This window comes from Chryseobacterium sp. RLHN22 (genome assembly GCF_051011795.1).
Taxonomy (GTDB): domain Bacteria; phylum Bacteroidota; class Bacteroidia; order Flavobacteriales; family Weeksellaceae; genus Chryseobacterium; species Chryseobacterium zhengzhouense.
Genome location: NZ_JBPCHW010000003.1, coordinates 25,029 through 50,085 on the forward strand (window position 1 = coordinate 25,029; position 25,057 = coordinate 50,085).

Here is a 25,057-nt window from a genome sequence, read left to right on the forward strand (position 1 = left end):
AAAAGTACAATATTAGACACAAAAAAATACATCTTCTCAGATGAATTTTTATTGATCAAAAAAAACAACTTTAAGGCAGTAAGTGATTTTTATATAGTTCAATAGTAAACCTGCCGGCTACAATATTTTTAAAAACAGAGAATACAACAAAATTGAATAAGAAAAGCGATATGATAAAAGTATAAATTATCTTTTTCGTGCCGGCAGAAACCACATACATCGCATTAGGAATAATGATATATCCAAAACCGATAAAGGCACCCGCCATTCTGGAAGAAAATATACTGTTATTTCTAAGAATGAAATATAAACACACTCCTATTACTGCAAATACTTTATGGTATTCATAATAAGGAAATTTCTCCATCATCTTATCATCGAAAGTAAACAAGAAAAATGTAAGAATTGCCATCATAACCTCCGGAATACCAATTCCGCCGTTTAGTCTCTCCACACTCTCATTCATATAGCCGTTAAAACCATCTACAAGCATACTATCCGTAGCAAGACTATCGAGAAAACTACCGAAAACCCTGTAAATTTCAAAAGGTGAGGCGAATATCGAACCAATAATCAAAACAAGCATCATGTACTTATTTAGGGGAATTTTCACAAGCCAATACATAGGAATAAAAATATAGCAAACATTGTGTATCCCCGAGGCTATAAACATCCAGAATAGATAAAGCCACAATTTTCTTTCTTTAATATATCGTAAAGCAAAATAAACAATGAAAGTTCCCAGATTTTGTCTGATCTGACCACTCTCTCCGATAAAAAAGTTCGGAATAAACATAAACAAAGTGAATGTAAACGGATAAAAAGTATTATCATCTGTATACTCCACTTTAAAAAATATTGCACAAATCGCTATAACTAATGTGAGATAATAAAACGGAGCATTGAACAAATTCAGCAACAGCTTATTGATCAAAGCAAAAAGCCATTCTATATCTACATTTTCAGAACCTTCAATATGTAGTGCTTTTAAAAAAATATTAAGATATTCCTTTGTGTCTGCATAGACATAAATCATCACATAACTTCCGTAGTCTGGCCCAACATTATCACGAAGCCCCGCAAGAATCATAAGATAAACCCCAAGAAACCAGAAATATTTCTTCTCAACCTTTCGTCCAAAAACTTCCTGTACGCTGAAGAACAGCATATAAATGATAGCAATCAGAAAATAGGGATGTAGTAAACTCATCGGTTAATTATAAAGATTTTTAAAATCATGAAACGCCACAATAATAGCTGTAAGGATAAGAGGAAGAAACAGTCTCACTTCCCAGAAAAGTCCTACCAAAGTAATCATTCCAATATATGGCAAAGAAAAGAATAAATATTTCTTTATCACTAATCTGCTTTCAGAATGTGTGCATAGTTTATATATAAAATAGAACACAATGACGGAAAACAACAATCCGGCAAGATTAAAAGGACTGGTAAAATTACTTACAATGTATACTCCCTCCATAAAAGAAGTTTCTTCTCGACTCAAAAAGATTCTTAATCCAAAATACGGAATCATGAATGAGAACAGCAAAGGAATCACTTTCCAGATAAATGTATAGTTCTTTCTCTTCAAATCTTCAAAACTAAAGAAAACTGAAGCAAAAAAAGCAATATTCAGACATGCCGTTTCTCTTACCAAGGTAGATGCTGCAATTAAAATAACCAGATAATAGAAATATAAATTTCTTTTATTATGAAAATATTTCATTGTAAACCAGATACCAGACAAGTAACAAAATAAGGCAATAGTATCACAATTTGATGGTGCATATTGTGTAATAACGATAAAAAAAATTGCCAAAAGATGAATGATTCTTCTGAAATTAATATTAAATAAAGCCTCAGTTACCTTAAATTTCAGAATAGCATTAATAAGCAACGAACTCAGAATAAAGAAAAAGGTATTCATCAGAAAAAGACCGTGATAAAATGGAGTTCCGTTTTTATCAAGAAAATTCTTAAAAGATAAAGAACAGTTAGAAATCCAGTTTTCCATAAAATCTGTCATATAAATACTAAGATAATTAGGAATAATCCGGTAAGAATAAACTGAAGAAAATAAAAATTCCGGAGGTCTTACCGAAGTTTTAAGTCTCGTATACGAAGATTCAAAGCCGTAATAAGACATAAAAAGCAGTAGAAACGGTAAAATCACTACAAACAGAAATTCGTTTATTTTTTCATCAAATATTTTAAACATATCAAGATCTAAGTTTATTACTTAGCTATTTTTGTTTTAAAATGTATTTCATCAATCGGGAACTTTGCAAAAGTAAAAGTTTTTTTCTTCTACACCGAATATTTTATTGATTTTCAGACAAAACTTATCACATATTTATTTTGAGCTAATCCTTAAAAATTTAAATTTGCAACTTGATTAAACAAGGCAATGCATCGCATTTTCATCCATTTATATTATTTTATTTCTAAAAACCGGCTCATTTCCATCGCAGCAGCATTGGGAATCCTTGTCATTTGTGGATTTTTTGCTTCTAAAATTAATTTTGAAGAAGACATCAATCAGATTATTCCGAAAAATGACAAATCTGATTTGACAGCAAAAGTTCTAAAGCAATTGAACTTTTCAGACAAAATTATTGTCATCATTGAGAACAAATCAAGAAATGATAATTTCCAGCTTTCGGAAACTGCAGATACTTTTTTACATAAAATCGAACCTTTACAGAAATACATCGGTTCAGTTCAGGGAAAAGTAAATGACAACGAAATTTCCGAAACTTTTGATTTTGTCAATCAGAATCTGCCTTTATTTCTGGATGAAAACGATTATCAGGAAATTGAAAGAAAACTTAACAAAGACAGTATTGCAAAACAGGTAGAGAACAATTATGTGTCGCTGGTTTCGCCAACAAGTTTAGTCACCAAAGAATTTATCAAAAAAGATCCTCTCGGAATCACTTTTCTCGGAATCAAAAAACTCAATGCTCTAAATATCAGTAAAGATTTCAAGCTGGAAGACAATTACATCGTTACCAAAGACGGAAAAAACCTCCTGCTTTTCATCAATCCTAAAAACAAAAGCAACGACACGAAAAACAACGAGGTTTTCGTCAATCAGTTAAATGAAATTAAAGACAACCTCAACAAAGAATTCAAAGGAAAAACTGAAATCAGCTATTTTGGTTCGCCGGTAATTGCGGTTGCGAATGCCCAACAAATCAAGAAAGACATTCAGAATACGGTTATTATTTCGATGACGGTTCTGTTGATTTTACTGATGTATTACTTCAGGAATTTCTTTACGCCGCTCATTGTTTTTTTACCGACTGTTTTTGCCGTTTTCATTTCACTGATGATTTTATACTTTATTAAAGATAAAATCTCGGCAATTTCACTTAGCGTCGGAGCAATTTTAATTGGAATTACCATCGATTATGCCCTTCATATTTTAACGCATTACAAGCACAACAACAATATTGAAGAGCTTTACAAGGAAATTACGCAACCGATTATTCTGAGCAGCGCAACTACGGCGGTTTCATTTTTGTGTTTGGTTTTCGTTCGTTCTGAAGCGTTGAAAGATCTTGGGCTTTTCGCTGCGATTACAGTTTTCCTGTCGTCTTTTACCGCTTTAATTATTGTTCCGCAACTGTATCATCCGAAAGAAAATTCAGATAAAGTTAGCACGAATTTCATCGATAAAATTGGAAATTACCCTTACGAAAAGAACAAACCGTTGATTATCGGATGTTCTTTGATGATAATTGCGTGTCTTTTTGGTTTCCGTCACGTTGGTTTTAATGAAGACATTGGTGATTTAAATTACATTCCAAAAGATTTGAAAATCAGCGAAGCGAAACTTGAAAAATTATCAGACCTTACTTCAAAATCGATTTACACGATTTCTTATGGAAATTCTGAAAATGAAGCTTTGGCGAGAAACTCTCAGCTGAGCCGGTTTTTGGAAAAAGAAAAGCAGGAAGGAAAAATCCTAAGCTATAATTCGCTTGGAAATGTTGTTTTATCGAAAGAAGACCAACAAAAAAAGTTTGAAAAATGGAATCAGTTCTGGAATCAGAACAAAAAAAATCAGACAATCTCTGAATTGGTTCAAAATGGGAATAAATTTGGTTTCAATGCTTCCGCATTTGACCAGTTCAATGAGAATTTAAATAAATCATATTCCACTTTAAGTTTAAGAGATTACGAAAAAATTAAAGCCCTTCAAATCTCAGAATTCCTAAGCAACGAAAATGGATTTTACACCGTTTCGAATGTGGTGAAAGTGGACGAAAAGAAACGCGATGCTTTCATCAAAGATGTTGAAAAAAATCACGATGCTTTGGCGATCGACCGTCAACAGATGAATGAGAATTTTTTAGGTTTGCTTAAAAATGATTTTAATACGCTAATCAATTACTCACTTTTAGCCATTATTCTTACGATTATTGTTTTCTTCAGAAATTTCGAATTGTCTGTTTTGACGATGTTTCCGATTGTTTTAACGGGAGTTGTGACTGCAGGAATTTTGTATTTTCTTGGATTAGAATTAAATATTTTCAGCACCGTAGTCTGCACTTTGGTTTTCGGGGTCGGAGATGACTTCAGCATTTTCCTCACGAAAGCAATGCAGAAAGAACATACAACCGGTAAAAACGAACTTCCAACATACAGAATTTCGATTATTTTGGCAGTTTTCACAACGATTTTATCCATCGGTTCTTTGATTTTTGCGAAACATCCGGCTTTACATTCTTTGGCTTTAGTCGCTTTAATCGGAATGTTTTCCGTGATTGTAATTACCTCAACCTTATATCCGTTTTGGTTTAGGTTTTTAATTATCAACCGACAGAAAAAAGGTTTGTCGCCGATTACTTTCAGATTGTTTTTAAATTCTGTGCTATCATTTATATATTACGGCTTAGGCGGATTGATTTTTTCAGCCATCGGAAGTATTTTCGTAAAACGTTCAAAAGGAAAAACTTTAGATTTCATCAAATTAATTTTAGCAAAATTTTTGACTTCAGTTTTATATACCAATCCGTTTGTGAAGAAAAAAGTGATTAAAAATCCGAACGAAGATCTAAGTAAACCTGCTGTAATTATTGCAAATCACACTTCTTTTCTTGATACTCTGGCGTTGGGAATGGTCAATCATAAAATTATTTACCTCGTGAACGACTGGGTTTACAATTCTCCCGTTTTCGGAAAACTGGTAAGAGCTCTCGGTTTTTATCCTGTGTCTCAGGGAATCGAAAACGGAATGGAACAGCTGAAAGAAAAAATCGAACAGGGATATTCTCTGGTTGTTTTCCCTGAATCTGAACGTTCTTATACAAATGACATTAAACGTTTTCACAAAGGTGCTTTTTATATCGCTGAAGAATTTAATTTAGATATTGTTCCGATTTATATTCATGGAAACTCTGAAGTTCAGCCAAAAGGAGATTTCATTATTTATGACGGAAGCATTACTGTAAAAGTGGGTGACAGAATTCACAAAGAAGATTTGAGCTTTGGTAAAAATTATTCTGAAAGAACGAAGAAAATCAATGCTTATTTCCGTGATGAATTTGCCAAGCTGAGAAGCGAAATTGAAGATGAAAATTATTTTAAAAAGAAGCTTTTCTTAAATTATTTATATAAAGAAAACGAAGTTGTAAAACCTGTAAAAGAAGATTTCAACAAAAACAAGTCAGTCTATTTTGAACTCAATAAACACATCCCGAAAGATGCCACTATTTTCCATATTGCAGATGATTTTGGGCAAAAAGACATTTTATTAACGCTTCAGCAAGCCGGAAGAAGAATTTTCAGCTTGATTCATGATGAAGAAAAAAGATCGGTTGCGAAAAATAATTATTTAGTTAAAAGAAGAAAACTTCTTTATATTGAAAATCTGTCTCAAGTCAATAAAAAAACAGACGTTCTTTTAATTTCTGACGAAAATTTTAATCTTAAAGATATACCTGATTTCCCGGCTACAATTATCCTGCTGAACATTAAGAATCATCCTTTTGAAAATGCAAATTACCAACAAATGTTTGATTCGGAATCAATAAAAATATTTAGGCATGAATAATAAAATTGAAAATCATATTTTTGTAATCCATAAAAGATATTAATGCAAAAAAATATACTCGTTATTTATTATACTCAAACCGGTCAGTTGGAGGATATTGTAAGAAATATCGCACAACCATTTGAAGATAAAAAAGACGAATACAAGGTTACTTACTACAACATTCAGCTCAAAAAAGATTTTCCTTTTCCCTGGCCGAGTGATGTTTTTTTCAACACCTTTCCGGAATCTTACCTGCAGATTCCAAGTGAGATTTTACCTCCGCCGGAAGAAGTACTCAATACAAAATTTGACTTAATTCTTTTCGGTTATCAGGTTTGGTATTTAACGCCGTCTATTCCGATTATTTCTTTCTTAAAAAGCGGATTTGCAGCCGATATTTTAAAAAACACTCCGGTGGTAACCATTTCTGCAACAAGAAATATGTGGATGCTTTCACAGGAAAAATTAAAAGTATATCTAAAGAATTTTGAAGCCAAACTTGTCGGAAACATTGCATTAGTAGACCGAAGAGACAATTATACAAGTGTTTTGACGATTCTCCGCTGGATGACAACCGGACAAAAAGAAAAATCAGGAATTCTTCCCGCAGCAGGAGTTTCAGACGAAGAAATCAATGGAGCAGGAAAATATGGTAAGATTATTGAAAGGCATTTTGAGAATAATGATTTAGCCAATCTTCAGCCTGAATTGGTAAAGAACGGAGCCGTAGAAATCAGAGCCTTTCTGGTAAGAGTTGAAAAAGTAGGGAATAAAATTTTCACCATCTGGTCAAATCTGATTATCAATAAAAAAGAAAAACGACCATTGCTGATAAAATTCTTTAAGGTATATTTGATGGCAGCAATTTGGATTATTTCGCCAATTGTGTTGATTTTCCACATTCTGCTCGCTCCGCTTTTATGGAAAAAAAGACAAAAACAGAAAGAATATTTACAAGGAATTAATTTAAAATAGAAATGTACGACGTATTTATAACAAAAGCTTCAACATACTTGCCGAATGAACCGGTTTCTAATGACGAAATGGAAACGTATCTTGGCTTAGTAAATAATACTCCTTCTAAAGCGAAAGCGCTGATTTTAAGAAACAATAAAATTAAAACCAGATATTACGCTTTAGATAAAAACGGCAAATCTACGCATACTAATGCGCAGATTACAGCAAAAGCCATTGAAGGACTTTTTGATGAAAACTTCAAAAAAGAAGATATGGAACTTCTTTCGTGCGGAACTACCTCTGCAGACCAGATTCAGCCTTCTCATGCATCAATGGTTCATGGTGAGCTGAATATCGGGAAATCTGTAGAAATTAATACCGCAACCGGACTTTGTAATTCGGGAATGAATGCTTTAAACTACGGCTTCTTAAATGTAAAAGCCGGGATTAAAGATAATGCCGTATGTGTAGGTTCTGAAAGAATGTCTGCTTGGATGACAGCGGATAAATTTAATCATGAAGCGGAAAATTTAAAACTTCTGGAAGAAAGACCAATCGTAGCGTTCAAAAGAGAGTTTTTAAGATGGATGCTTTCTGACGGAGCAGGAGCGTTCTTGTTGGAAAACAAACCGAGAGAAAACGAAACTTCACTGAAGATCGAATGGATTGATTTTTATTCTTACGCTCACGAAATTGAAGCCTGTATGTACTCCGGTTGCGAAAAGCAGGAAGACGGAAGCTTAAAATCCTGGGCAGAATACCCTGCTGAAGAATGGTTGAACCAGTCTATTTTTGCTTTAAAGCAGGACACTAAAATTTTAGATAAATATATTCTGGTAAAAGGTGCAGAAAGTTTAAGAGCTTCTTTCACCAAGCATAATCTTGATCCTGAATCTATCGATCACGTTTTGGCACATATTTCTTCAGGTTATTTTAAAGAAGGCTTAAAGGACGAGTTTGCGAAAGTTGGACTGGATTTTCCTTGGGAAAAATGGTTCTACAATCTTTCGGAAGTTGGAAATATCGGAGCTGGCTCAATATTTATTGCTGTTGAGCAACTGATGAATTCCGGCAGACTAAAAAAGGGTGAAAGAATCATGCTTTGTGTTCCTGAAAGCGGAAGATTTGCTTATTCTTGTTCTTTATTAACCGTTGTATAATGGAAAATAAACTTCCGACTTCTGATCAGAATTTTGTCGAAAGTCTGATTCCGCAGAAATATCCATTTGTAATGGTAAGCGGAATTTCAGAATATTCTGCAGAACATCTGGTTTCAGGATTTGAAATAAAAGATGACAATATTTTTGTAAATGAAGGCTTTTTTCAAGCTTCAGGTTTAATTGAACATCAGGCGCAAAGTGTTGCTCTTCATACCGGATATCAGTATTATCTCTTAGGAAAAGAAGCTCCGACCGGCTATATCGGAGCCATAAAAACCTTTGAAGCTGAAGTGTTACCAAAAATAGGAGACCAACTGATTTCTGAAGTAAAGATCATGAACGAAATGATGGGCGTAACTTTGGTGGAAGTCGTTACGAAAATTAACGATAAAGTCATTGCCAAGTCTGAGATGAAAACCGTCGTGAAATAGTTTTAAAAAAATCAAGATAAAAGTAAAAAGAGCCAATTGAAGCATTTTTTTGGTTTAAACAATAATTAAATGGAGTTAAAAGAAGAAAATCTTATCAACATTCACAATTTTTTACCTCATCGCAAACCAATGTTGATGGTAGACTACATTCTTGAGCTTACCCCTGAGAAAGTGGTTACTTCTTTTAAAATTACTCCTGATAATATATTTATTCACAACAATCATTTTATTGAAGCAGGATTGGTTGAGCATTCTGCCCAGACTTCTTCATCGATTCTCGGACAAAGCTTTTTTGAAAACCCGGAATCGAATACTAAAGTGATTGGTTTTATTACCAATATTAAAAAAATTGAAGTTTTTGCCTCACCCAAGGCAGGTGATAAAATTATTTCTAAAGCTTCTCTGGTTTCGAAATATGAAAACATCTGCCAGATTTTCTGTGAAACTTTTTTAGATGAAAAATTATTGATTCGCACCGAAATTAGTTTATTTATTCAGGAAATCTGATCCCGAATTTTTATTATAAATATACAAGCCGACCTTAGAGTTGGCTTTTTTTATGGAATAAACTCTATATTTGGTGAAAATAATTTTGTGAGCGTAAAAGTAAGATTCTATTCATACGATGTGGAATTTGAGTTTGAAAATTCTGTAGAATTTCCTGCTGTTCCACAGATAGGTGATGAGGTAAACCTGTTATCCTTTTTCAAATATCAGACTTCTGAAAGAATAGAATATGTGGAAAATATGGAGCAGCTGAATTTATACAACAATGCCATTGTAAGTGAAAAAACGTGGTACAATGATCTGCAGAAAAATGAAATTTACCTTTTGATACAGCTGAAATTCAAAAGAAGATAAATTACTAACTTTATTCATCAACTCAACACAATTTAAACATGAAAAAAATTACGGTTTTCATTCTCATTTTAGCTGCTTTACCCGTTTTAGCACAAAAAACCGTTGCTCCTCCTCCATCTGCAGTTAGTTCTAGCAAGACCGATGAAACAAAAAACAGTTCTGATTTTTATCAGGAAGCCTATGATTTCTATCAGAACGAAAATTATGACAAAGCTCTGCAGAAAATAAATTTGGCAATAAAGCAGGACAAAAGGAATTTAGATTTTTATGACTTGAAATGCTACATCCTTATCAAGCTTAAAAGAAATAAAGAGATTATTGAGACTTCGACCCAGGCAATCAATCTTAATCCGAATGATGCTAAATTTTATGAAATAAGAGGCAACACTTACTATTTTGATTTTGAACCTGAAAAGGCACTGCAAGATTATCGTAAAATGATTTCTTTGGATCAAAGCAACGATCGATACTATAACAATTATCTGAAATTACTGAATGAAAAGCGACTTGATCAGGAAATGATTGATCTCTATCCTATTTTTGCTAAAGCACTTCCGCAAATCAAAGAAAATCCGGACAATAAATTTCTTCATGATGTTTACTTTTATTTTTCGTTACCTTTCGAAAGAGCAAAAAATTACGAAAAAGCAAAAGTTTTACTGACCGAAGCAATTACTCAGAAAGATTCTGGTTCTATGTATTACAATAACAGAGGTCTTATCTATCAGGAAACCGGAGACCTAAAACTGGCGTTGCGGGATCTTGATAAGGCTATTGAAATTAAATCTGATGAACCTTCCTACTATGAAAACCGATTCAGTATTTATTTTCAGGCTAAAGATTATGAAAATGCGAGAAAAGATCTTTTGAAAATACTCGCTTTAGGAAACAACGATCCTTACATCTATGCCAATCTTGGCAACACCTACCAAATGCAGGGTAAATCTAAAGAAGCCGTTGAAAATTATGAAATTGCATTAATCAAAGACCCAAAAAACACGTCTGTAATCACTAATGCAGCTTATGGATATTTTGAACTTGATAATACAACAAAAGCGAAATCCTACTTTGAAAAAGCTTTAGCATTAGATCCAAAAGAAATCGATATTCTTATTGGGCTTGCTGTAATGTATAATGAAAAAAAGGATAAAGATCAGCAAACAAAAATTCTTTCGAGAATAGCCCAGGAAACTTCTTATAAACCATCAAAAAACCTTCTGAAAGAACTGATGAAGGCGCATTACATTTACACTGAAAAATTTCAGAAAGCCTGGGTAAAATTATTTTAGATTAACGTTTTTATTGAAACCGAAATTTAAAACCGTGTCAAGGTTTAGAACCTTGACACGGTTTTAAATTAATATCATCAAAATATCCCTTATTCCAAAATCACTCTAAAATTTTCATATTTTTTCGATGTCGCAATACTTTTATAGCTAAAAAAAGCATTAATAGACTTAAAATGCCAAAAAAGACAGCGCCCAGATAATTATTTCTTTGATGTGCTTTACGATAGTCTTCCAGAAAAAGATAATTTGATTTTCCATCGTTAATTTCAACAATATCGACGATTTGCGGATGAAGAATATTTTCAGGAAATGAAATTTCCTCAGTTTTTACTATTTTCCTTTTAAATTCCTTATTCTCAATAAACAAGGTAATTGAATCTCCTAATCTATTTTCATTAATTAATTCTTGTGAATAAGTTTCATCTAAAGAAACGCTTCCTATCATAAAATCAATTTCGGGATAGTTTTTTAATTTAATTAGTAAAGATTTCTTCCCTCGGCCTCTTCTTTCAAATTTTATTTCATCTTTTAAAATTCCGCTGATTTTAACAACGTTATTTTTATCAGGCAGTTCGGAAATTAAAAATTTAAAAGCAATAAACAGAAAAACTAAACTGCAAGCAAATGCAGTCCAAATTAATTTTTTATTTTCTATGATCTGTTTTATAATCAGGCTTTACGTGATCCAGCAAATATACAAACTTCAATTACCTGTTTAAAACAAAAAAGTGAGACATTCCTGCCTCACTTCAAACAATTTATATTAATGAAAATTAATATCCGAAGATTTCTTCTAAAGTCACTTCTTTAAAAGTTCCCATCTTGTTGATCGATTCCATATTCAGGTTTTCTCTTTTCCCGATGATTGCCGTGTTGTATTGTACAGGCTTAATTTCAGTGTTGTAGAAATTAGTCAATTGAGGTAAAGTTAGATTCTGAATTTCTGAATAAATATCTTTTCTGATGTCGTAATCAACTCCTAATTTTTTCAATGCCATTTGATTGTAGAAAATATTGGTTCTGTTGATTCTGTTGGATGCAATCTGCTTTAAGGCAGAACCTTTAGAATTTTCAAACTGCGCCGGAATTTGCGGAAGCTGTGCCATCAATTCATTCATTGCATTTACAGCCAATGGCAACTTGTTAGCTTGCGTTCCGATATAATTCGTGATGTAGTTTGCGTGGTCTTTTTCTGAAGCATTTGCATAAGAAACGTACGCAGAATAAGCTAAAGACTTACTTTCTCTGATTTCCTGGAATACGATAGAAGACAAACCTCTACCAAAATATTCGTTGAAAACATTTGCCTTACCGAAATTTGAAAGATTTACGTTGCTACCTTTTGCTACTTTAGACATTTCCATCTGTACCATGTCATAGTTTGCAAAATAAACTGTTCCGCCTGTTGTTGGCTCTGCATATTCTTTCGCTTTTGCAGGTTGTAAAGTTGCATTAGCAATGAATGGTTTTACCGCTTTCTCAAGATCGCTCTGGCTTTCCCCATAAAGGAAAACTTCGTAAGGATAATTATTTAAAGTCTTTATCTTCGACATCAATTCTGTAACGTTGATATTCTGAAGTCTGTCTTTAGAAATAATATCTGTCATTCTGGAATCTTTACCATATTTAGCATAGTTGGTAAGCGCCGCCATGATTCTGTTTTTATCTTTTTTGGCAACATCTCTCGATTCAAGAATTGTTTTCACAGTCTGATTATAAATTTCCTGGTCAGCTTTTACATTTTTCAGCCAGTGATTTAATAATTCAACACCTTTTTTCATATTCCCTTCAAGACCTGTCAAAGTAATGAAAGTTTGATCATTCGTCGTTCTGAAGCTGTTTGAAATTCCTAATTTGTAGAATTCTTCTTTCAATTGCTCCGGAGTATATTTGTCAGTTCCTAAATACTGTAAAACACTTACCCCCAAAGAAAGTTCCTTATCGTTATCCGTTCCGAATGGGAAAATATAGCTTACCTGAGCTACTTTGTTGTATTTATTGTCTACGAAACTTACTTTTTTATCCTTAATTTGCGTCGTAGAAATTGCTGTTTTATAATCAACAAACTGAGGTTTGATGTCTGCAACTTTTGTCCCTAAAATATCTTTAAGGAAGGGAGATTGCGCTTCTCTGTTTAATTTAATAGGTGTAATTCCCGGGTTTTCTACACGAACCAATTTATCATTTACGCCTTTTTCTTTGTAAACAACAACATAATTATTTTTAAAGAAATCATTCGCAAATTTTACAACATCCGCTTTTGTAATTTTCTCATACTTGTTGATATCATCAAGTTCGTCTTCCCAAGTTCTTCCACTGATATAATTACCATAAAGTGTAGTTGCCAAACCATCTGCCGTTTCCCACATTTTCATACGCTGAACTTTCATGTCGTTCACGATCGCTTTCAACATCCAATCCGGGAATTGTCCTTTTTTCACCAGATCAATCTGGTCTAAAAGTAATTCTTTAGCCGCATCAAAACTTTGTCCTTCTTTTGGAGTTACATAAAGATTAAATGACCCATAAGTTTTCAAAGGATTCGCATAAGCTCCTGCTCCTAAAGTTTTTTGCTTTTGATTGATATTTAAATCGATCAAGCCTGCATCTCCGTTGTTGCTTAAAATTTCAGCCACTACATTCGCTAGTCTTGCTTCCTGAGTTCCATCAGAATCAGTTCTCCAGGCCATCGTCATTCTTGCAGCAGACGGACTTTTTACTGTTCTTGTTACAATTGAAGTCATCGGTTCTTCCGAAACCATTTTCTTCATTGGCAATTCTTTGTATTTGAAAGAACCGAAATATTGGTCAACCAATTTTATCGTTTTGTCGAAATCTAAATCTCCAACCAAAACAACTGCCATATTATTCGGAACATAATAGGTATCAAAATACTTATGAATCGCTACCATTGAAGGACTCTTCAAATGTTCTGAAGTTCCGATTGTCGTTTGCTGGCCGTTTGGATGTTTTGGGAAAAGCGCATCCATTAATGCATAATTTACCAAACGTCCGTCATTATCCTGCGCCCTGTTGTATTCTTCGTAAACTGCCTCCAATTCCGTATGGAAAAGTCTTAAAACCAATTCAGAAAAACGTTCCTTTTCAACTTTAAGCCATTTTTCAAGCTCATTTGATGGAATATTGTTTTTATAAACTGTTTCATCCAACCAAGTATGAGCGTTGGTTCCTGTTGCTCCCAACGATGAAATTGCTTTGTCATATTCGTTGGCAATTGCATATTTTGATGCCTCCTGAGAAACCTCATCGATTTTTTTGTAAAGTGCTTTTTTCTTTTCAGGATCTTTTTCTGCTTTATGTTGCTCATAAAGGTCTGAAATCTGAGTTAACAAAGCTTTTTCTTTTGCCCAATCCTGAGTTCCCAGATGGGAAGTTCCTTTAAAAACCATGTGCTCCAAATAATGTGCAAGACCTGTATTATCACTCGGGTCGTTATTAGAACCTGTTCTTACCGGAATATAAGTCTGAATTCTTGGTGCATCATCGTTTTTAGCAAGATATACCTTTAAACCATTTTTCAGGGTATAAACTCTTACTCCTGCCTGATCATTTTTTACAGTCTCGAAGCTATATCCTTGAGCATCGGTCTGTTTTTGTGTCTCAAATTTCTGCGCCATTGCAATGATTGTACAAAAAAGCGAAACTGAAATAAAAAATTTCTTCATATGAATTGATTATTGTAGCAATATAAGTATATTAATATATATACATTGTTACAACTAAGACAATAATTTTATTACATTCTCTAATGACATTTCAACGGGAATAAAAATTGCTGTTTATTATTACTAATCATAAAAATTAATCATGAAATCAAATATGATCTGGGCAAATTTTGGTGTAAAAGACTTAGATTGCACCACAAAGTTTTACACTTCGTTAGGCTTTAAGTCAAATGGAAAATCGGATGATCTTACAAGTTTTTTCTTTGGAGAAAACAATTTTATTATTCATTTTTTCAAAAAAGAAATTTTGAGTAGAAACCTTGATTTAGAAATATCAGATTCAGAACAATCGAATGAAATTATTTTTACCATTTCCGCCGCAACAAAAGAAGAGGTTAATGAATGGGCAGAAAAAATTAAAAACTCTGAAGGTAAATTAATATCAAGTCCCGAAGAATTTGGGGATCATAATTATGGTTTCATATTTGCTGATCCGGACGGACATAAATTCAATATTTTTATGATGTAAAAGGGGCTTTTAAAAAGGAGTCCAATAAAATACACATTATACTATGTCCTGCATTTTTACTATTTTAGCCAATTATTAAGACTACAATTAACAGAATTTTTTTCGGGTGAAAAAGCAAGATCTTCCACAGGACGAAAGTAATTTACAGTCAGCAAATATGACCGAAGTGTTGTATGTGACCGACGAAAACGATAATTATACCACAGCAAACAGCATTGGTTGGGACGCTAAAAAAGCGGCGCTCGAAGAATCGATGGAGCTGATTCATGAGCGTATTGAAGAAGCAAAACAAAACGTTGCCAATAATATCGTAAGTCCGATTATTTATTTCATGGAATTAAATAAAATGGATCTACAGGTTCTTGCGGCCTATGTTGACAAATGGCAATGGACTGTGAAAAGACACGCAAAACCCAAAATTTTCAAAAAACTCAGCGATTCTACCCTGAAAAAATATGCCGATGCATTCGGAATTTCGGTAGACGAATTAAAAAACTTCGACGGTAAATAACAATGAAGATCAACTTTGAACACCATCAGACCGCACATTGCGAAAACGGTGTTGCCTCCAATTTACTATTAAACAAAGGGTTAAAACTCAGCGAACCCATGATTTTCGGAATCGGTTCCGGATTGTTCTTTGTGTATCTTCCTTTTTTAAAAGTGAATTTCGCTCCCGGTTTCAGTTATCGCCCGATGCCCGGTGCGATTTTCAGCAAAGCGGCAAAAAGACTGGGAATAAAAATCAAAAGACAAAAATTCTCCAATCCCAAAGATGCGCAAACCGCTTTAGAAAAAAATCTGGAACAAAATATCCCGACAGGTTTACAGGTTGGCGTTTTCAACCTGACTTATTTTCCTGAAGAATATAAATTCCACTTCAATGCTCATAATCTTGTTGTTTACGGCAAAGAAGACGGAAAATTCCTGATCAGTGATCCTGTGATGGATTATACAACGACGCTTACCGAAGCCGAACTGGAGAAAGTAAGATATGCAAAAGGCGCTCTTCCTCCAAAAGGCCATATGTACTACCCTACTTACATTCCTGAAAATGTAAATCTTGAAGAAGCGATTAAAAAAGGAATTAAAGATACCTGCAAAAATATGTTGGCTCCCGTTCCAATCATTGGAGTAAAAGCAATGCGTTGGGTGGCTAAAAGCATCCCGAAATGGGCGGCGAAAAAAGGAACAAAAACAACCAATCATTATTTGGGACAACTGATCAGAATGCAGGAAGAAATCGGAACCGGAGGTGGTGGTTTCAGATTTATTTATGGAGCTTTCTTACAGGAAGCTGCAGTGATCCTTAAAAATGATGAATTGAGAGAGCTTTCCAAAGAAATTACAGCAATCGGTGATCTTTGGAGAGATTTTGCGGTGGATATTGCAAGAGTTTACAAAAACAGAAACTCGAAAAGCGATATTTATAATCAGCTTTCGAAAACAATGCTTCATATCGCAGATCTGGAAGAAGCTTTCTATAAAAAACTGAGAAAAGCGATCTAAATGGAGAACTTTATTGAGATTAAAAATTTATATAAAAAATATAAAAATGCAGAAGAGTTTTCTGTAAATGATATTTCGTTGAATATTGATAAAGACGAAATCTACGGAATTCTGGGTCCAAACGGAGCCGGAAAAACAACATTGATTTCCATGCTTTCAGGGTTGATAAAACCCACTTCAGGAAGTTTTAAAATCAACGGACTATCTCCTCAGAAAGACGGTTTTAAATTAAGACAAATTATAGGGATCGTTCCGCAGGAATACGCTTTGTATCCAACTTTGAGCGCTAAAGAAAATCTGATGTTCTTCGGAAGTCTGTACGGTTTAAGCCATAAAAAATTAAGAAATGCTATCGATGAATCTTTGGAAATAATGGGTTTATCAAAATTTGCGGATAAAAAAGTAGAACAGTTTTCAGGAGGGATGAAGCGCCGCTGCAATTTGATCGCGGGAACCCTTCACAATCCGAAAGTTTTATTCTTGGACGAGCCAACTGTTGGTGTTGATGTTCAGTCAAAAAAAGCAATTATTGACCATCTTTTGGATTTAAATAAAAAAGGGACCTGCATTATTTATACTTCACATCACCTTTCAGAAGCGGAGGAATTCTGTACAAAAATTGCCATTATCGACCACGGGAAAATCCACGCAGTCGGAACCCCTGAAGAATTGGTGAACAGAGTGACAAATGCCGAAAACTTAGAAGATGTTTTTATTTCATTAACCGGAAAAGAATTAAGAGATGTTGTTTTATAAACTGTGGAGAAGTTTCGTTAAGGAAATCCTTTTGCTGAAAAGAGATATCGGAGGAATTGTCATTATTTTCGTGATGCCTTTATTATTGATTATCACGATTACCTTGATTCAGGATTCTACTTTTAAAAATCTGGAAGGCTCAAAAATTCCAATCATTTTCATTGATAACGATAAGTCTGAAGTTTCAAAAAATATAAAACAGGAACTCGAAAGCAGCAAAACATTTGAGTTACTGACCAATTATACGGAAAAATCTGCTCAGGATGCTGTTTTTGGCGGCGACTATCAAATGGCGATTGTTATTCCTAAGAATTTAACGAAAGATATCAATTCAAATATTGATTCTAAAGTTCAGACCATCGTGAGTTCATTCGGTCTGGAAACGGATTCTTCCGCCGTGAAGAAAACGGTTTCAAAAGCGAAAGATATTCATCTGTATTTTGATCCGGCAACCAATATCGGCTTCAAAAACAATGTGATGAATGCTGTGAACAAAATGGTTTTTGAGATCGAAAATAAAAAGATTTACAAAGCTTTCCAGGATCAGTTGGGAACGACGGAAAATCTGGAAGAAAATAAAAATTTGATCAGCTTTAAAGAAATCACACCGAAAAAAGGCAACATGGATGTCATGCCGAATTCCGTTCAACATAACGTGCCGGCTTGGGCTTTGTTTGCCATTTTCTTTATTGTGGTTCCTTTATCGATTAATTTAGTGAAAGAAAAAAGTCAGGGAACGAGCGTGAGAGCGAGAATCAGTCCGACCCCTTATTTCATCCATATTCTAGGAAAAACATTTACTTATTTGATCATTTGTGTCATTCAGTTTTTACTAATGGTTGCTGTAGGAATTTACCTTTTCCCATATATGGATTTACCACAGTTTGACGTCACAGGAAAAATGTTGCAACTTATTGTTGTGACCTTATTTTCAGGTTTGGCAGCCATTGGTTTTGGTGTTTTATTGGGAACTGTTGCCGATACTCAGGAACAGTCTGCGCCATTTGGAGCAACCTCGGTTGTCGTTTTGGCTGCAGTTGGCGGAATTTGGGTTCCGGTATTTTTAATGCCTGAATTTATGCAGACGATCGCCAAATTCTCTCCTATGAATTGGGGATTGAATGCCTATTACGATATCATTTTAAGAAACAGCGGAATCGGCGGAATTTCTAAAGAAATCACTTTCTTATTTTTATTTTATGTAGCCATGGTCGCTATTTCATTATTTTACGAAAGAAAACAAAATGCAGTTTAAATTTAACCACAAAGGGCACTAAGATTTATCACAAAGAGCACAAATAAATAAACTATATTGAAACCTTTGAGATAATTTTTGTGTTCTTCGTTAAATACTTTGTGTTCCTTGTGGTTAAATAAAAATCTGAAAAACACAAATAATATGAATGAAAATGAGATTTCAAAAGTTATATTTGATGCAGGGTTAAGTGTTCATCGCCAACTTGGAGCTGGACTTTTAGAAAGCGCATACGAAGAGTGTCTGTACTATGAGTTACAGAAATCCGGATTACTAATAGAAAAACAGAAACCAATGCCATTAATTTATGATGATATAAAACTTGACATTGGCTATAGGATTGACTTACTGGTTGAGAGAAAAGTTGTTGTTGAAATAAAATCCGTAGAATCATTAAATGAAATTCATATTGCTCAAGTTTTAACGTATTTAAAATTAAGCAATTGCAAATTGGGTTTATTAATTAATTTTAACTCAGTTTTATTTAAAAATGGTGTAAAAAGATTAATCAACGGAACGATATAAAATTTAGAATAACCATTGTGAACATTGTGTATAATTTTGTGAACTTAAGGGTTTATTAACCGCGAAGAACATAAGTATTTTAACGCAAATAGAAAATGTGGAAATTTATTTTGTGAACCTTGTGAAAACCTTTGTGGTAAAAAAAAGAAAACAAAATGCAGTCTAAAGAAAATTTAACTTGTACAGAGGAAGTCCGCGTAAGATTCAACGAAACAGATCCGTTGGGAATTGTCTGGCATGGACATTACATCGTCTATTTCGAGGACGGAAGAGAAGCTTTCGGAAGAAAGCATGGTTTGACGTATCTTGATATTCAGAAAGCAGGTTACGTTACACCGATTGTAAAAAGTACTTGTGAACATTTTCTGCCATTAAAATATGGGGAGACATTTAAAATTGTAACGACTTTCGTAAATTCCACTTCAGCGAAATTGATTTACAGATACGAGCTTTTTAACGAAGACAATAAATTGGTCTGTTCAGGAGAAACCATTCAGGTTTTCCTGGATTCTGACAATAATTTATGTTTGTATAATCCTGAGTTTTTTCAGGCCTGGAAAGATAAAATGGGGTTATCATGAGAAAGGAAGTTTACATTACAGATTACAATTGTGTTACGCCTTTAGGTTTTGATGTTTCTTCGAACTGGAATGCTCTTTTGGAAGGAAAATCCGGTGTAGCTTTACATAAAATCATAGAAAATCAGGAGCCTTTTTATGCTTCCATGATTAATTCCGAAAAACTGAACGAAGAATTTAATAGATTCTTCGACTCCGCTCAGAATGACACTACGGAATTCACAAGGCTTGAAAAAATGTTTTTGTTGAGTTTAAAACCTTTAGTTGAAAAACATCAGATTTCAGACGAAACGGCTTTTATTTTATCAACCACAAAAGGAAATATCAGTTTATTAAAAAACCAGAAAACTTTGCCGGAAGGCGTTTTTCTTTCCAGCTTAGCTCAAAAAATTGCTGACTTCTTCGGATTTAAAACAAAACCGATTGTGGTTTCTAATGCCTGTGTTTCAGGAGTTATGGCGATTGCTGTTGCGAAAAATATGATCCAGGCAGGAAAATATAAAGATGCTTTTGTCATTGCCGGAGATGAAATTTCGGAATTTGTGATTTCTGGTTTCAATTCTTTTCAGGCGATCGGAACCGAAATTTGTAAACCCTACGATAAAAATCGTGACGGAATTAACATTGGTGAAGCAACTGCAGCGGTTTATATTACTAGTCATTGCGAGGAACGAAGTGACGAAGCAATCTCAAACGAAAAATTTAGTTTTAAAGTTTTAGGAGATTCAGCAATTAATGATGCGAACCATATTTCGGGACCATCAAGAACCGGTGACGGATTGTTTGCGAGCATCAAAAATGCTATGACAGAAGCCAATATTTCGGCAGAAAAAATTGATTTTATTTCTGCCCACGGAACGGCTACCATATATAACGACGAAATGGAAGCCATCGCTTTCAACCGAATGGAATTACAAAATGTTCCTCTTAACAGTATGAAAGGCTATTACGGTCATTGTTTAGGAGCTTCAGGATTGTTGGAAAGTATTATTTCAATGGAAAGCTCTTTACAAAATACTTTAATTCCGTCTAAAAATTTTGAAGAAACGGGAACTTCCCAACCTTTGAATATTATTAAAGAAAATCAACCGGCAGAAATCAAATATATTTTGAAAACGGCTTCAGGTTTTGGTGGGTGTAATGCAGCAATTATTTTAGAAAAATGCTAAAATGAAAACGATGAAGAAAACAGATATTTGCACCATAGAAAAATCAAAAATCGTTCTCAATAACGAGGTTATTTTTGAAACTCAAACCGAAAATTTTTTAGATTTTGCGAAAGAAGCTTATAAAAGTTTAGCATTGAATTATCCAAAATTTCATAAAATGGATAACTTAAGCAAACTCGCTTTTCTTGCTTCTGAAATGATTTTAAAAGATGAAGACCACAGCAGAACAGCTTTGGTTTTTGCTAACAGATCATCAAGTTTGGACACTGATTTTAAATATCAGGAAAGCATCAATTCTCAGGAAAATTATTTTCCAAGTCCTGCCGTTTTTGTGTATACTTTGCCTAATATTTGTGTGGGTGAAATCAGTATTAAACATAAAATGCAAACAGAGAATGCTTTTTTCGTTTTGGACGAATTTGATGAACAATTTTTAAACGATTACGCAGCACAGATTTTACAGTCGGGCAAGGCTGATAAAGTATTGTGTGGCTGGGTAGAACTCTATCAGGAAAGTTATAAAGCTTTTGTATATTTGCTGACATTATAAATTTGAGAATTTGAAAATGTGCGGATTTGAAAATGTAAAATCATGTCAATAAAGCACAACAATTATTTATCAGAATATTTTTAATTTAAATATTTGATGATATATTTTCAAATTGTCTCATTAACATATTTTCAAATTAATTTTATGGAAAACTTAAGAGAAGAATTAAAGCACAAAATCATCGAAGTTCTTAATTTAGAAGACGTTGCAGTAGAAGAAATCAAAGATACAGATCCGTTATTCGGCGGAGGTCTTGGGTTGGATTCTATCGACGCTCTGGAATTGATCGTGCTTTTGGATAAAGAATACGGAATCAAATTAGCCGATCCGAAAAAAGGGAAAGAAATTTTCTCTTCGATCGACACAATGGCGAAATTCATTGAAGAAAACAGAACAAAATAAATTAATATACCAATGTATCCATGTAGCAGTCTAACAATTGGTAAACTGTTACATTTTTATATTGTTACATTATAAAATAAAATGGGTCAAAAAATTGCCATAACAGGAATGGGCATTATTTCCGCCATTGGAAACAATGTGGAGGAAAATTTGAATTCGCTAAAATCCGGAAAACATGGAATTTCAGACATTAGCTTGTTTGAAACTCGTCATGCCGGAAATATCAAAACGGGCGAGATAAAATTGTCTAATCAGGAACTTGTTGAAAAACTTCAGTTGAATGAAGATAACAACGCAACAAGAACCTCTTTGTTAGGAATGATTGCTGCAAAAGAAGCCGTAGAAAGTGCCGGAATTTCCGACATTAATGAATATAAAACCGGTCTGATTTCCTCAACCAGCGTTGGCGGAATGGACGTTACCGAAAAATATTTCTACACTTACGAAGACTTTCCTGAAAAGCAAAAATATATTGACGCTCATGATGCGGGAAATTCATCGTTATTGATTGCAGATTATTTGGGTCTAAAAGGCATGGTCTCAACCATCAGTACAGCTTGTTCGTCTGCAGCGAATGCGATTATGATGGGTGCAAAACTGATAAAAAACGGCGTTTTGGATCGTGTGATTGTTGGCGGAACAGATTCTCTTTCAAAATTTACTTTGAATGGGTTCAATACGCTGATGATTCTTACAGATTCTTACAATACCCCTTTTGACAATGACAGAAAAGGTCTGAATCTTGGTGAAGCTGCCGCTTTCATCGTTTTGGAATCTGATGAAGTTGTTAAAAAAGAAAACAAAAAAGTCTTAGGCTATCTTTCAGGCTACGGAAATGCGAACGATGCCCATCATCAAACCGCTTCTTCGGAAAACGGACAAGGCGCTTATTTAGCCATGGAAAAAGCATTGAAAATTTCAGGTTTAGATAAAGAAAACATCGATTATATCAATGTTCACGGAACCGCAACTCCGAACAATGACTTGTCTGAAGGTATTGCGATGATCAGAATTTTTGGAGAAAATAAAGTTCCTGAATTCAGTTCTACGAAAGCTTTTACAGGTCATACTTTGGCAGCGGCAGCGGGAATTGAAGCGGTATATTCGTTGTTGGCCATTCAAAACAATCTTATTTTCCCGAATCTGAATTTTAAAACAAAAATGGAAGAATTTGATTTAACGCCCGTGACTGAGCTCAAAGAGAAAAATATTAACCACGTTCTTTCCAATTCGTTTGGCTTTGGAGGAAATTGTTCAACTTTAATTTTTTCAAAATCATGAGTGCAGTTTACATCAACAGTGCAGCCTGTATCTCAGTTCAGGACACATTAAATGAAAATTTTTTCCAAAATCTTAAGCCCGAAAATTCATCTCAGGTTTTAAAAGCGATCGAACCCAATTACAAAGAATTCATTCCACCTGCAGCCAGCAGAAGAATGTCTAAAACCGTAAAAATGAGTTCCGTAGCTTCACAATATGCTTTAAAAGAAGCCCGAATCGAAAATCCTGACGCGATTATCGTCGGAACAGGAATGGGCTGTTCCCAGGATTCCGAAAAATTTCTGAAAAATGTATTGGATAACAATGAAGAGTTTCTGACTCCTACGTTTTTTATTCAATCCACACACAATACGGTTGCGGGGCAAATTGCATTAGGTCTGCAATGTCACGCGTACAATTTCACGTATGTCAACACATCTTCTTCCCTGGAATTTTCGTTTTTGGATGCAAAATTACAGATCAATGACGGTGAAGCGAAAAACGTTTTAGTCGGTTCAACAGACGAACAAACCGACCGGACAATGGAATTGTACAGATTAAACAAAACCATTAAAAAAGAAGAAAATCTTCCCATCGATTATCTTAATTCAACAACAGACGGTGTCATCTGGGGAGAAGGCGCAAGTTTTTTTGTTTTAGGGAAAGACAAAACGGAAAATTCGTATGCCCAATTACAAGATATTCAGATCAATAGCCAACTAGATTTGGGAGAAACGGAACTGTTTATTGAAGATTTTTTAGCTAAAAATAATTTGTCTAAAAATGATATTGATGCTGTGATTTTAGGTTTCAGCGGAGATGCAAAATCGGATGTGTATTATGTAAAAGCAATGAATTTATTTGAAAATTCGGCTTTGTTATATTACAAACATCTGAGTGGCGAATTCAATACAGCAAGTGGTTTTTCAACGTTTATGGCTTGTCATATTCTGAAAAATCAAGAGATTCCGGAAGTGATGATGATTAATTCTGCGAAGAAAGGCGGAATTAAAAATATTTTGCTTTATAATCATCTTGCAGGGAATGACCATAGCTTGGTTTTGTTGGGAAGAGCTTGATGATTTCAAAATAATCAGTCTATTTGTCATTCCGTAGGAATCTCGACATGGATTTTTGACGACGTTTAGATTCCACGCTACACTTCGTTTCGCTCTGAATGACAAAGATACCGCTTTAAAAAACTGGATATTTAAAACCAAAAATTCAAAGACAATAAAGATGAAGCATTATCTATTTATCCTATTTTATCTTTTCTGTAACGTTTTTATTTATGCGTTTCATGGGACTTTTTGGGTGTACTTATTTTGTTTTTTATTATTTGCCGCGGTTGTTGTTTGGGGTTCTTTCGATATTACATTGGGATATTTTGTCAACAGTATTACTCATAAAAGAACAAAGATCAAGGAAGTGGCTCTGACTTTTGATGATGGTCCGACGGAATTCACGCCGAAGTTTTTATATCTGTTAAAAGAAAACAATGTAAAAGCGACTTTTTTCTGCATCGGGAAACAGATTGAAAAATATCCCGAAACGTTCCAAAGAATTATTGCAGAAGGACATACGATTGGAAATCACACTTTTTCACATTTGAACGCGACAGGTTTTTTATCGACTTCAAAAATGGTTGAAGAGATTGAAAAATGTGATGACATCATGTTGAAAATTGGAAATTTAAAAACCAGTTTATATCGTCCGCCTTTCGGAGTTACCAATCCGAATATTGCCAAAGCCATCAAAAAAACTCACAAAAAAAGCATCGGCTGGAATGTACGTTCTCTCGATACGATTACAGAAGATGAGAAAAAAATTTATCGAAAAGTTACCAAAGGATTGAAAAAAGGAAGTATCATTCTTCTTCATGACACTTCGGAAAAAACGTATAATGTTTTGGTGGATTTATTAGTATTTTTGAAGGATAAAAATTACTCAACTTTTACAATTGATAATATTTTAGCCACAAAAGAGACAAAAGCGTTTTAACATATTAGAGTTTTAAGTTTAAATGATTAAGAAGAACACATAAGTTCTGAAAATCTTTGAGTTTTATCTTTTGCAAACTTTTATTTCTAAATATTT

General features: G+C 34.0%; 24 protein-coding genes. 20 read left to right on the forward strand and 4 right to left on the reverse strand.

What is annotated here, in order from left to right; genetic code table 11:
* Positions 1-70: 70 nt before the first annotated feature.
* Together ACR1PN_RS03905 and ACR1PN_RS03910 are read right to left on the reverse strand one after the other, a co-directional pair.
* Positions 71-1,210, reverse strand: coding sequence for an EpsG family protein (locus tag ACR1PN_RS03905; RefSeq protein ID WP_433978959.1), 1,140 nt, complete (start codon positions 1,208-1,210; stop codon positions 71-73).
* 3 nt (positions 1,211-1,213) lie between these two features.
* Complete coding sequence (locus tag ACR1PN_RS03910; protein WP_433978960.1) at positions 1,214-2,218, reverse strand: hypothetical protein; 1,005 nt, start codon at positions 2,216-2,218, stop codon at positions 1,214-1,216.
* A gap of 189 nt (positions 2,219-2,407) precedes the next feature.
* On the opposite strand from ACR1PN_RS03910, the gene ACR1PN_RS03915 reads away from it, so the two are divergent.
* The 7 genes from ACR1PN_RS03915 (at position 2,408) to ACR1PN_RS03945 (ending at position 10,741) form a co-directional block, all read left to right on the forward strand.
* A complete protein-coding gene (locus ACR1PN_RS03915) occupies positions 2,408-6,061 on the forward strand; it encodes an MMPL family transporter (RefSeq protein WP_433978961.1) in 3,654 nt (1,217 codons plus the stop codon).
* A gap of 42 nt (positions 6,062-6,103) precedes the next feature.
* The gene (locus tag ACR1PN_RS03920) at positions 6,104-7,018 is read left to right on the forward strand and encodes a dialkylrecorsinol condensing enzyme DarA (protein ID WP_378178979.1); all 915 of its coding nucleotides are present in this window, start codon (positions 6,104-6,106) and stop codon (positions 7,016-7,018) included.
* 2 nt (positions 7,019-7,020) lie between these two features.
* A complete protein-coding gene (locus ACR1PN_RS03925; protein ID WP_378178982.1) occupies positions 7,021-8,160 on the forward strand; it encodes a beta-ketoacyl-ACP synthase III in 1,140 nt (379 codons plus the stop codon).
* Positions 8,160-8,591 carry a hypothetical protein gene (locus tag ACR1PN_RS03930; protein WP_433978962.1) on the forward strand — a complete coding sequence of 144 codons (432 nt, stop codon included), beginning with the start codon at positions 8,160-8,162 and terminating at the stop codon, positions 8,589-8,591. The genes ACR1PN_RS03925 and ACR1PN_RS03930 overlap by 1 nt, the downstream gene beginning before the upstream one ends.
* A 69-nt stretch (positions 8,592-8,660) precedes the next feature.
* Positions 8,661-9,098, forward strand: coding sequence for an ABC transporter permease (locus ACR1PN_RS03935; protein ID WP_433978963.1), 438 nt, complete (start codon positions 8,661-8,663; stop codon positions 9,096-9,098).
* An 87-nt stretch (positions 9,099-9,185) separates the two neighbouring features.
* On the forward strand, positions 9,186-9,452 hold the full coding sequence (locus ACR1PN_RS03940; RefSeq protein ID WP_378178991.1) for a hypothetical protein: 267 nt from the start codon (positions 9,186-9,188) through the stop codon (positions 9,450-9,452).
* 38 nt (positions 9,453-9,490) lie between these two features.
* The gene (locus ACR1PN_RS03945; RefSeq protein ID WP_433978964.1) at positions 9,491-10,741 is read left to right on the forward strand and encodes a tetratricopeptide repeat protein; all 1,251 of its coding nucleotides are present in this window, start codon (positions 9,491-9,493) and stop codon (positions 10,739-10,741) included.
* Positions 10,742-10,841: 100 nt separating this feature from the next.
* Here the strand turns inward: ACR1PN_RS03945 and ACR1PN_RS03950 are convergent, their stop codons facing one another.
* Together ACR1PN_RS03950 and ACR1PN_RS03955 are read right to left on the reverse strand one after the other, a co-directional pair.
* Positions 10,842-11,186: a hypothetical protein gene (locus tag ACR1PN_RS03950; protein ID WP_433978965.1), complete on the reverse strand. Its 345-nt coding sequence runs from the start codon at positions 11,184-11,186 to the stop codon at positions 10,842-10,844.
* Between the two features lie 328 nt (positions 11,187-11,514).
* The gene (locus ACR1PN_RS03955; protein WP_378179001.1) at positions 11,515-14,427 is read right to left on the reverse strand and encodes a M16 family metallopeptidase; all 2,913 of its coding nucleotides are present in this window, start codon (positions 14,425-14,427) and stop codon (positions 11,515-11,517) included.
* Positions 14,428-14,569: 142 nt separating this feature from the next.
* Here ACR1PN_RS03955 and ACR1PN_RS03960 point away from each other — a divergent pair, with 142 nt between their 5' ends.
* The 13 genes from ACR1PN_RS03960 (at position 14,570) to ACR1PN_RS04020 (ending at position 24,961) form a co-directional block, all read left to right on the forward strand.
* Entirely contained in the window at positions 14,570-14,956 is a 387-nt protein-coding gene (locus ACR1PN_RS03960) for a VOC family protein (RefSeq protein ID WP_433978966.1), read from the forward strand.
* Between the two features lie 106 nt (positions 14,957-15,062).
* Complete coding sequence (locus tag ACR1PN_RS03965) at positions 15,063-15,467, forward strand: hypothetical protein (protein ID WP_378179007.1); 405 nt, start codon at positions 15,063-15,065, stop codon at positions 15,465-15,467.
* A gap of 2 nt (positions 15,468-15,469) precedes the next feature.
* Positions 15,470-16,465 (forward strand): BtrH N-terminal domain-containing protein, encoded by a 996-nt coding sequence (locus ACR1PN_RS03970; RefSeq protein ID WP_433978967.1) that lies wholly within the window; start codon positions 15,470-15,472, stop codon positions 16,463-16,465.
* The gene (locus ACR1PN_RS03975) at positions 16,466-17,221 is read left to right on the forward strand and encodes an ABC transporter ATP-binding protein (RefSeq protein ID WP_433978968.1); all 756 of its coding nucleotides are present in this window, start codon (positions 16,466-16,468) and stop codon (positions 17,219-17,221) included.
* Positions 17,208-18,476 carry an ABC transporter permease gene (locus ACR1PN_RS03980; RefSeq protein ID WP_433978969.1) on the forward strand — a complete coding sequence of 423 codons (1,269 nt, stop codon included), beginning with the start codon at positions 17,208-17,210 and terminating at the stop codon, positions 18,474-18,476. The genes ACR1PN_RS03975 and ACR1PN_RS03980 overlap by 14 nt, the downstream gene beginning before the upstream one ends.
* Before the next feature lie 144 nt (positions 18,477-18,620).
* Positions 18,621-19,001 carry a GxxExxY protein gene (locus tag ACR1PN_RS03985; RefSeq protein ID WP_433978970.1) on the forward strand — a complete coding sequence of 127 codons (381 nt, stop codon included), beginning with the start codon at positions 18,621-18,623 and terminating at the stop codon, positions 18,999-19,001.
* Between the two features lie 155 nt (positions 19,002-19,156).
* Entirely contained in the window at positions 19,157-19,582 is a 426-nt protein-coding gene (locus tag ACR1PN_RS03990) for an acyl-CoA thioesterase (RefSeq protein WP_433978971.1), read from the forward strand.
* Positions 19,579-20,748, forward strand: a complete 1,170-nt coding sequence (locus ACR1PN_RS03995) for a beta-ketoacyl synthase N-terminal-like domain-containing protein (protein WP_433978972.1) — start codon at positions 19,579-19,581, stop codon at positions 20,746-20,748. The genes ACR1PN_RS03990 and ACR1PN_RS03995 overlap by 4 nt, the downstream gene beginning before the upstream one ends.
* A 10-nt stretch (positions 20,749-20,758) precedes the next feature.
* Entirely contained in the window at positions 20,759-21,298 is a 540-nt protein-coding gene (locus ACR1PN_RS04000; protein ID WP_433978973.1) for a 3-oxoacyl-ACP synthase, read from the forward strand.
* A gap of 144 nt (positions 21,299-21,442) precedes the next feature.
* The gene (locus ACR1PN_RS04005; RefSeq protein WP_034672593.1) at positions 21,443-21,700 is read left to right on the forward strand and encodes a phosphopantetheine-binding protein; all 258 of its coding nucleotides are present in this window, start codon (positions 21,443-21,445) and stop codon (positions 21,698-21,700) included.
* Between the two features lie 81 nt (positions 21,701-21,781).
* Positions 21,782-22,981 (forward strand): beta-ketoacyl-[acyl-carrier-protein] synthase family protein, encoded by a 1,200-nt coding sequence (locus tag ACR1PN_RS04010; protein WP_433978974.1) that lies wholly within the window; start codon positions 21,782-21,784, stop codon positions 22,979-22,981.
* Entirely contained in the window at positions 22,978-24,039 is a 1,062-nt protein-coding gene (locus tag ACR1PN_RS04015) for a beta-ketoacyl synthase N-terminal-like domain-containing protein (protein ID WP_433978975.1), read from the forward strand. The genes ACR1PN_RS04010 and ACR1PN_RS04015 overlap by 4 nt, the downstream gene beginning before the upstream one ends.
* Positions 24,040-24,199: 160 nt before the next feature.
* Positions 24,200-24,961, forward strand: coding sequence for a polysaccharide deacetylase family protein (locus ACR1PN_RS04020; protein WP_433978976.1), 762 nt, complete (start codon positions 24,200-24,202; stop codon positions 24,959-24,961).
* The last annotated feature ends 96 nt before the right edge of the window (positions 24,962-25,057 follow it).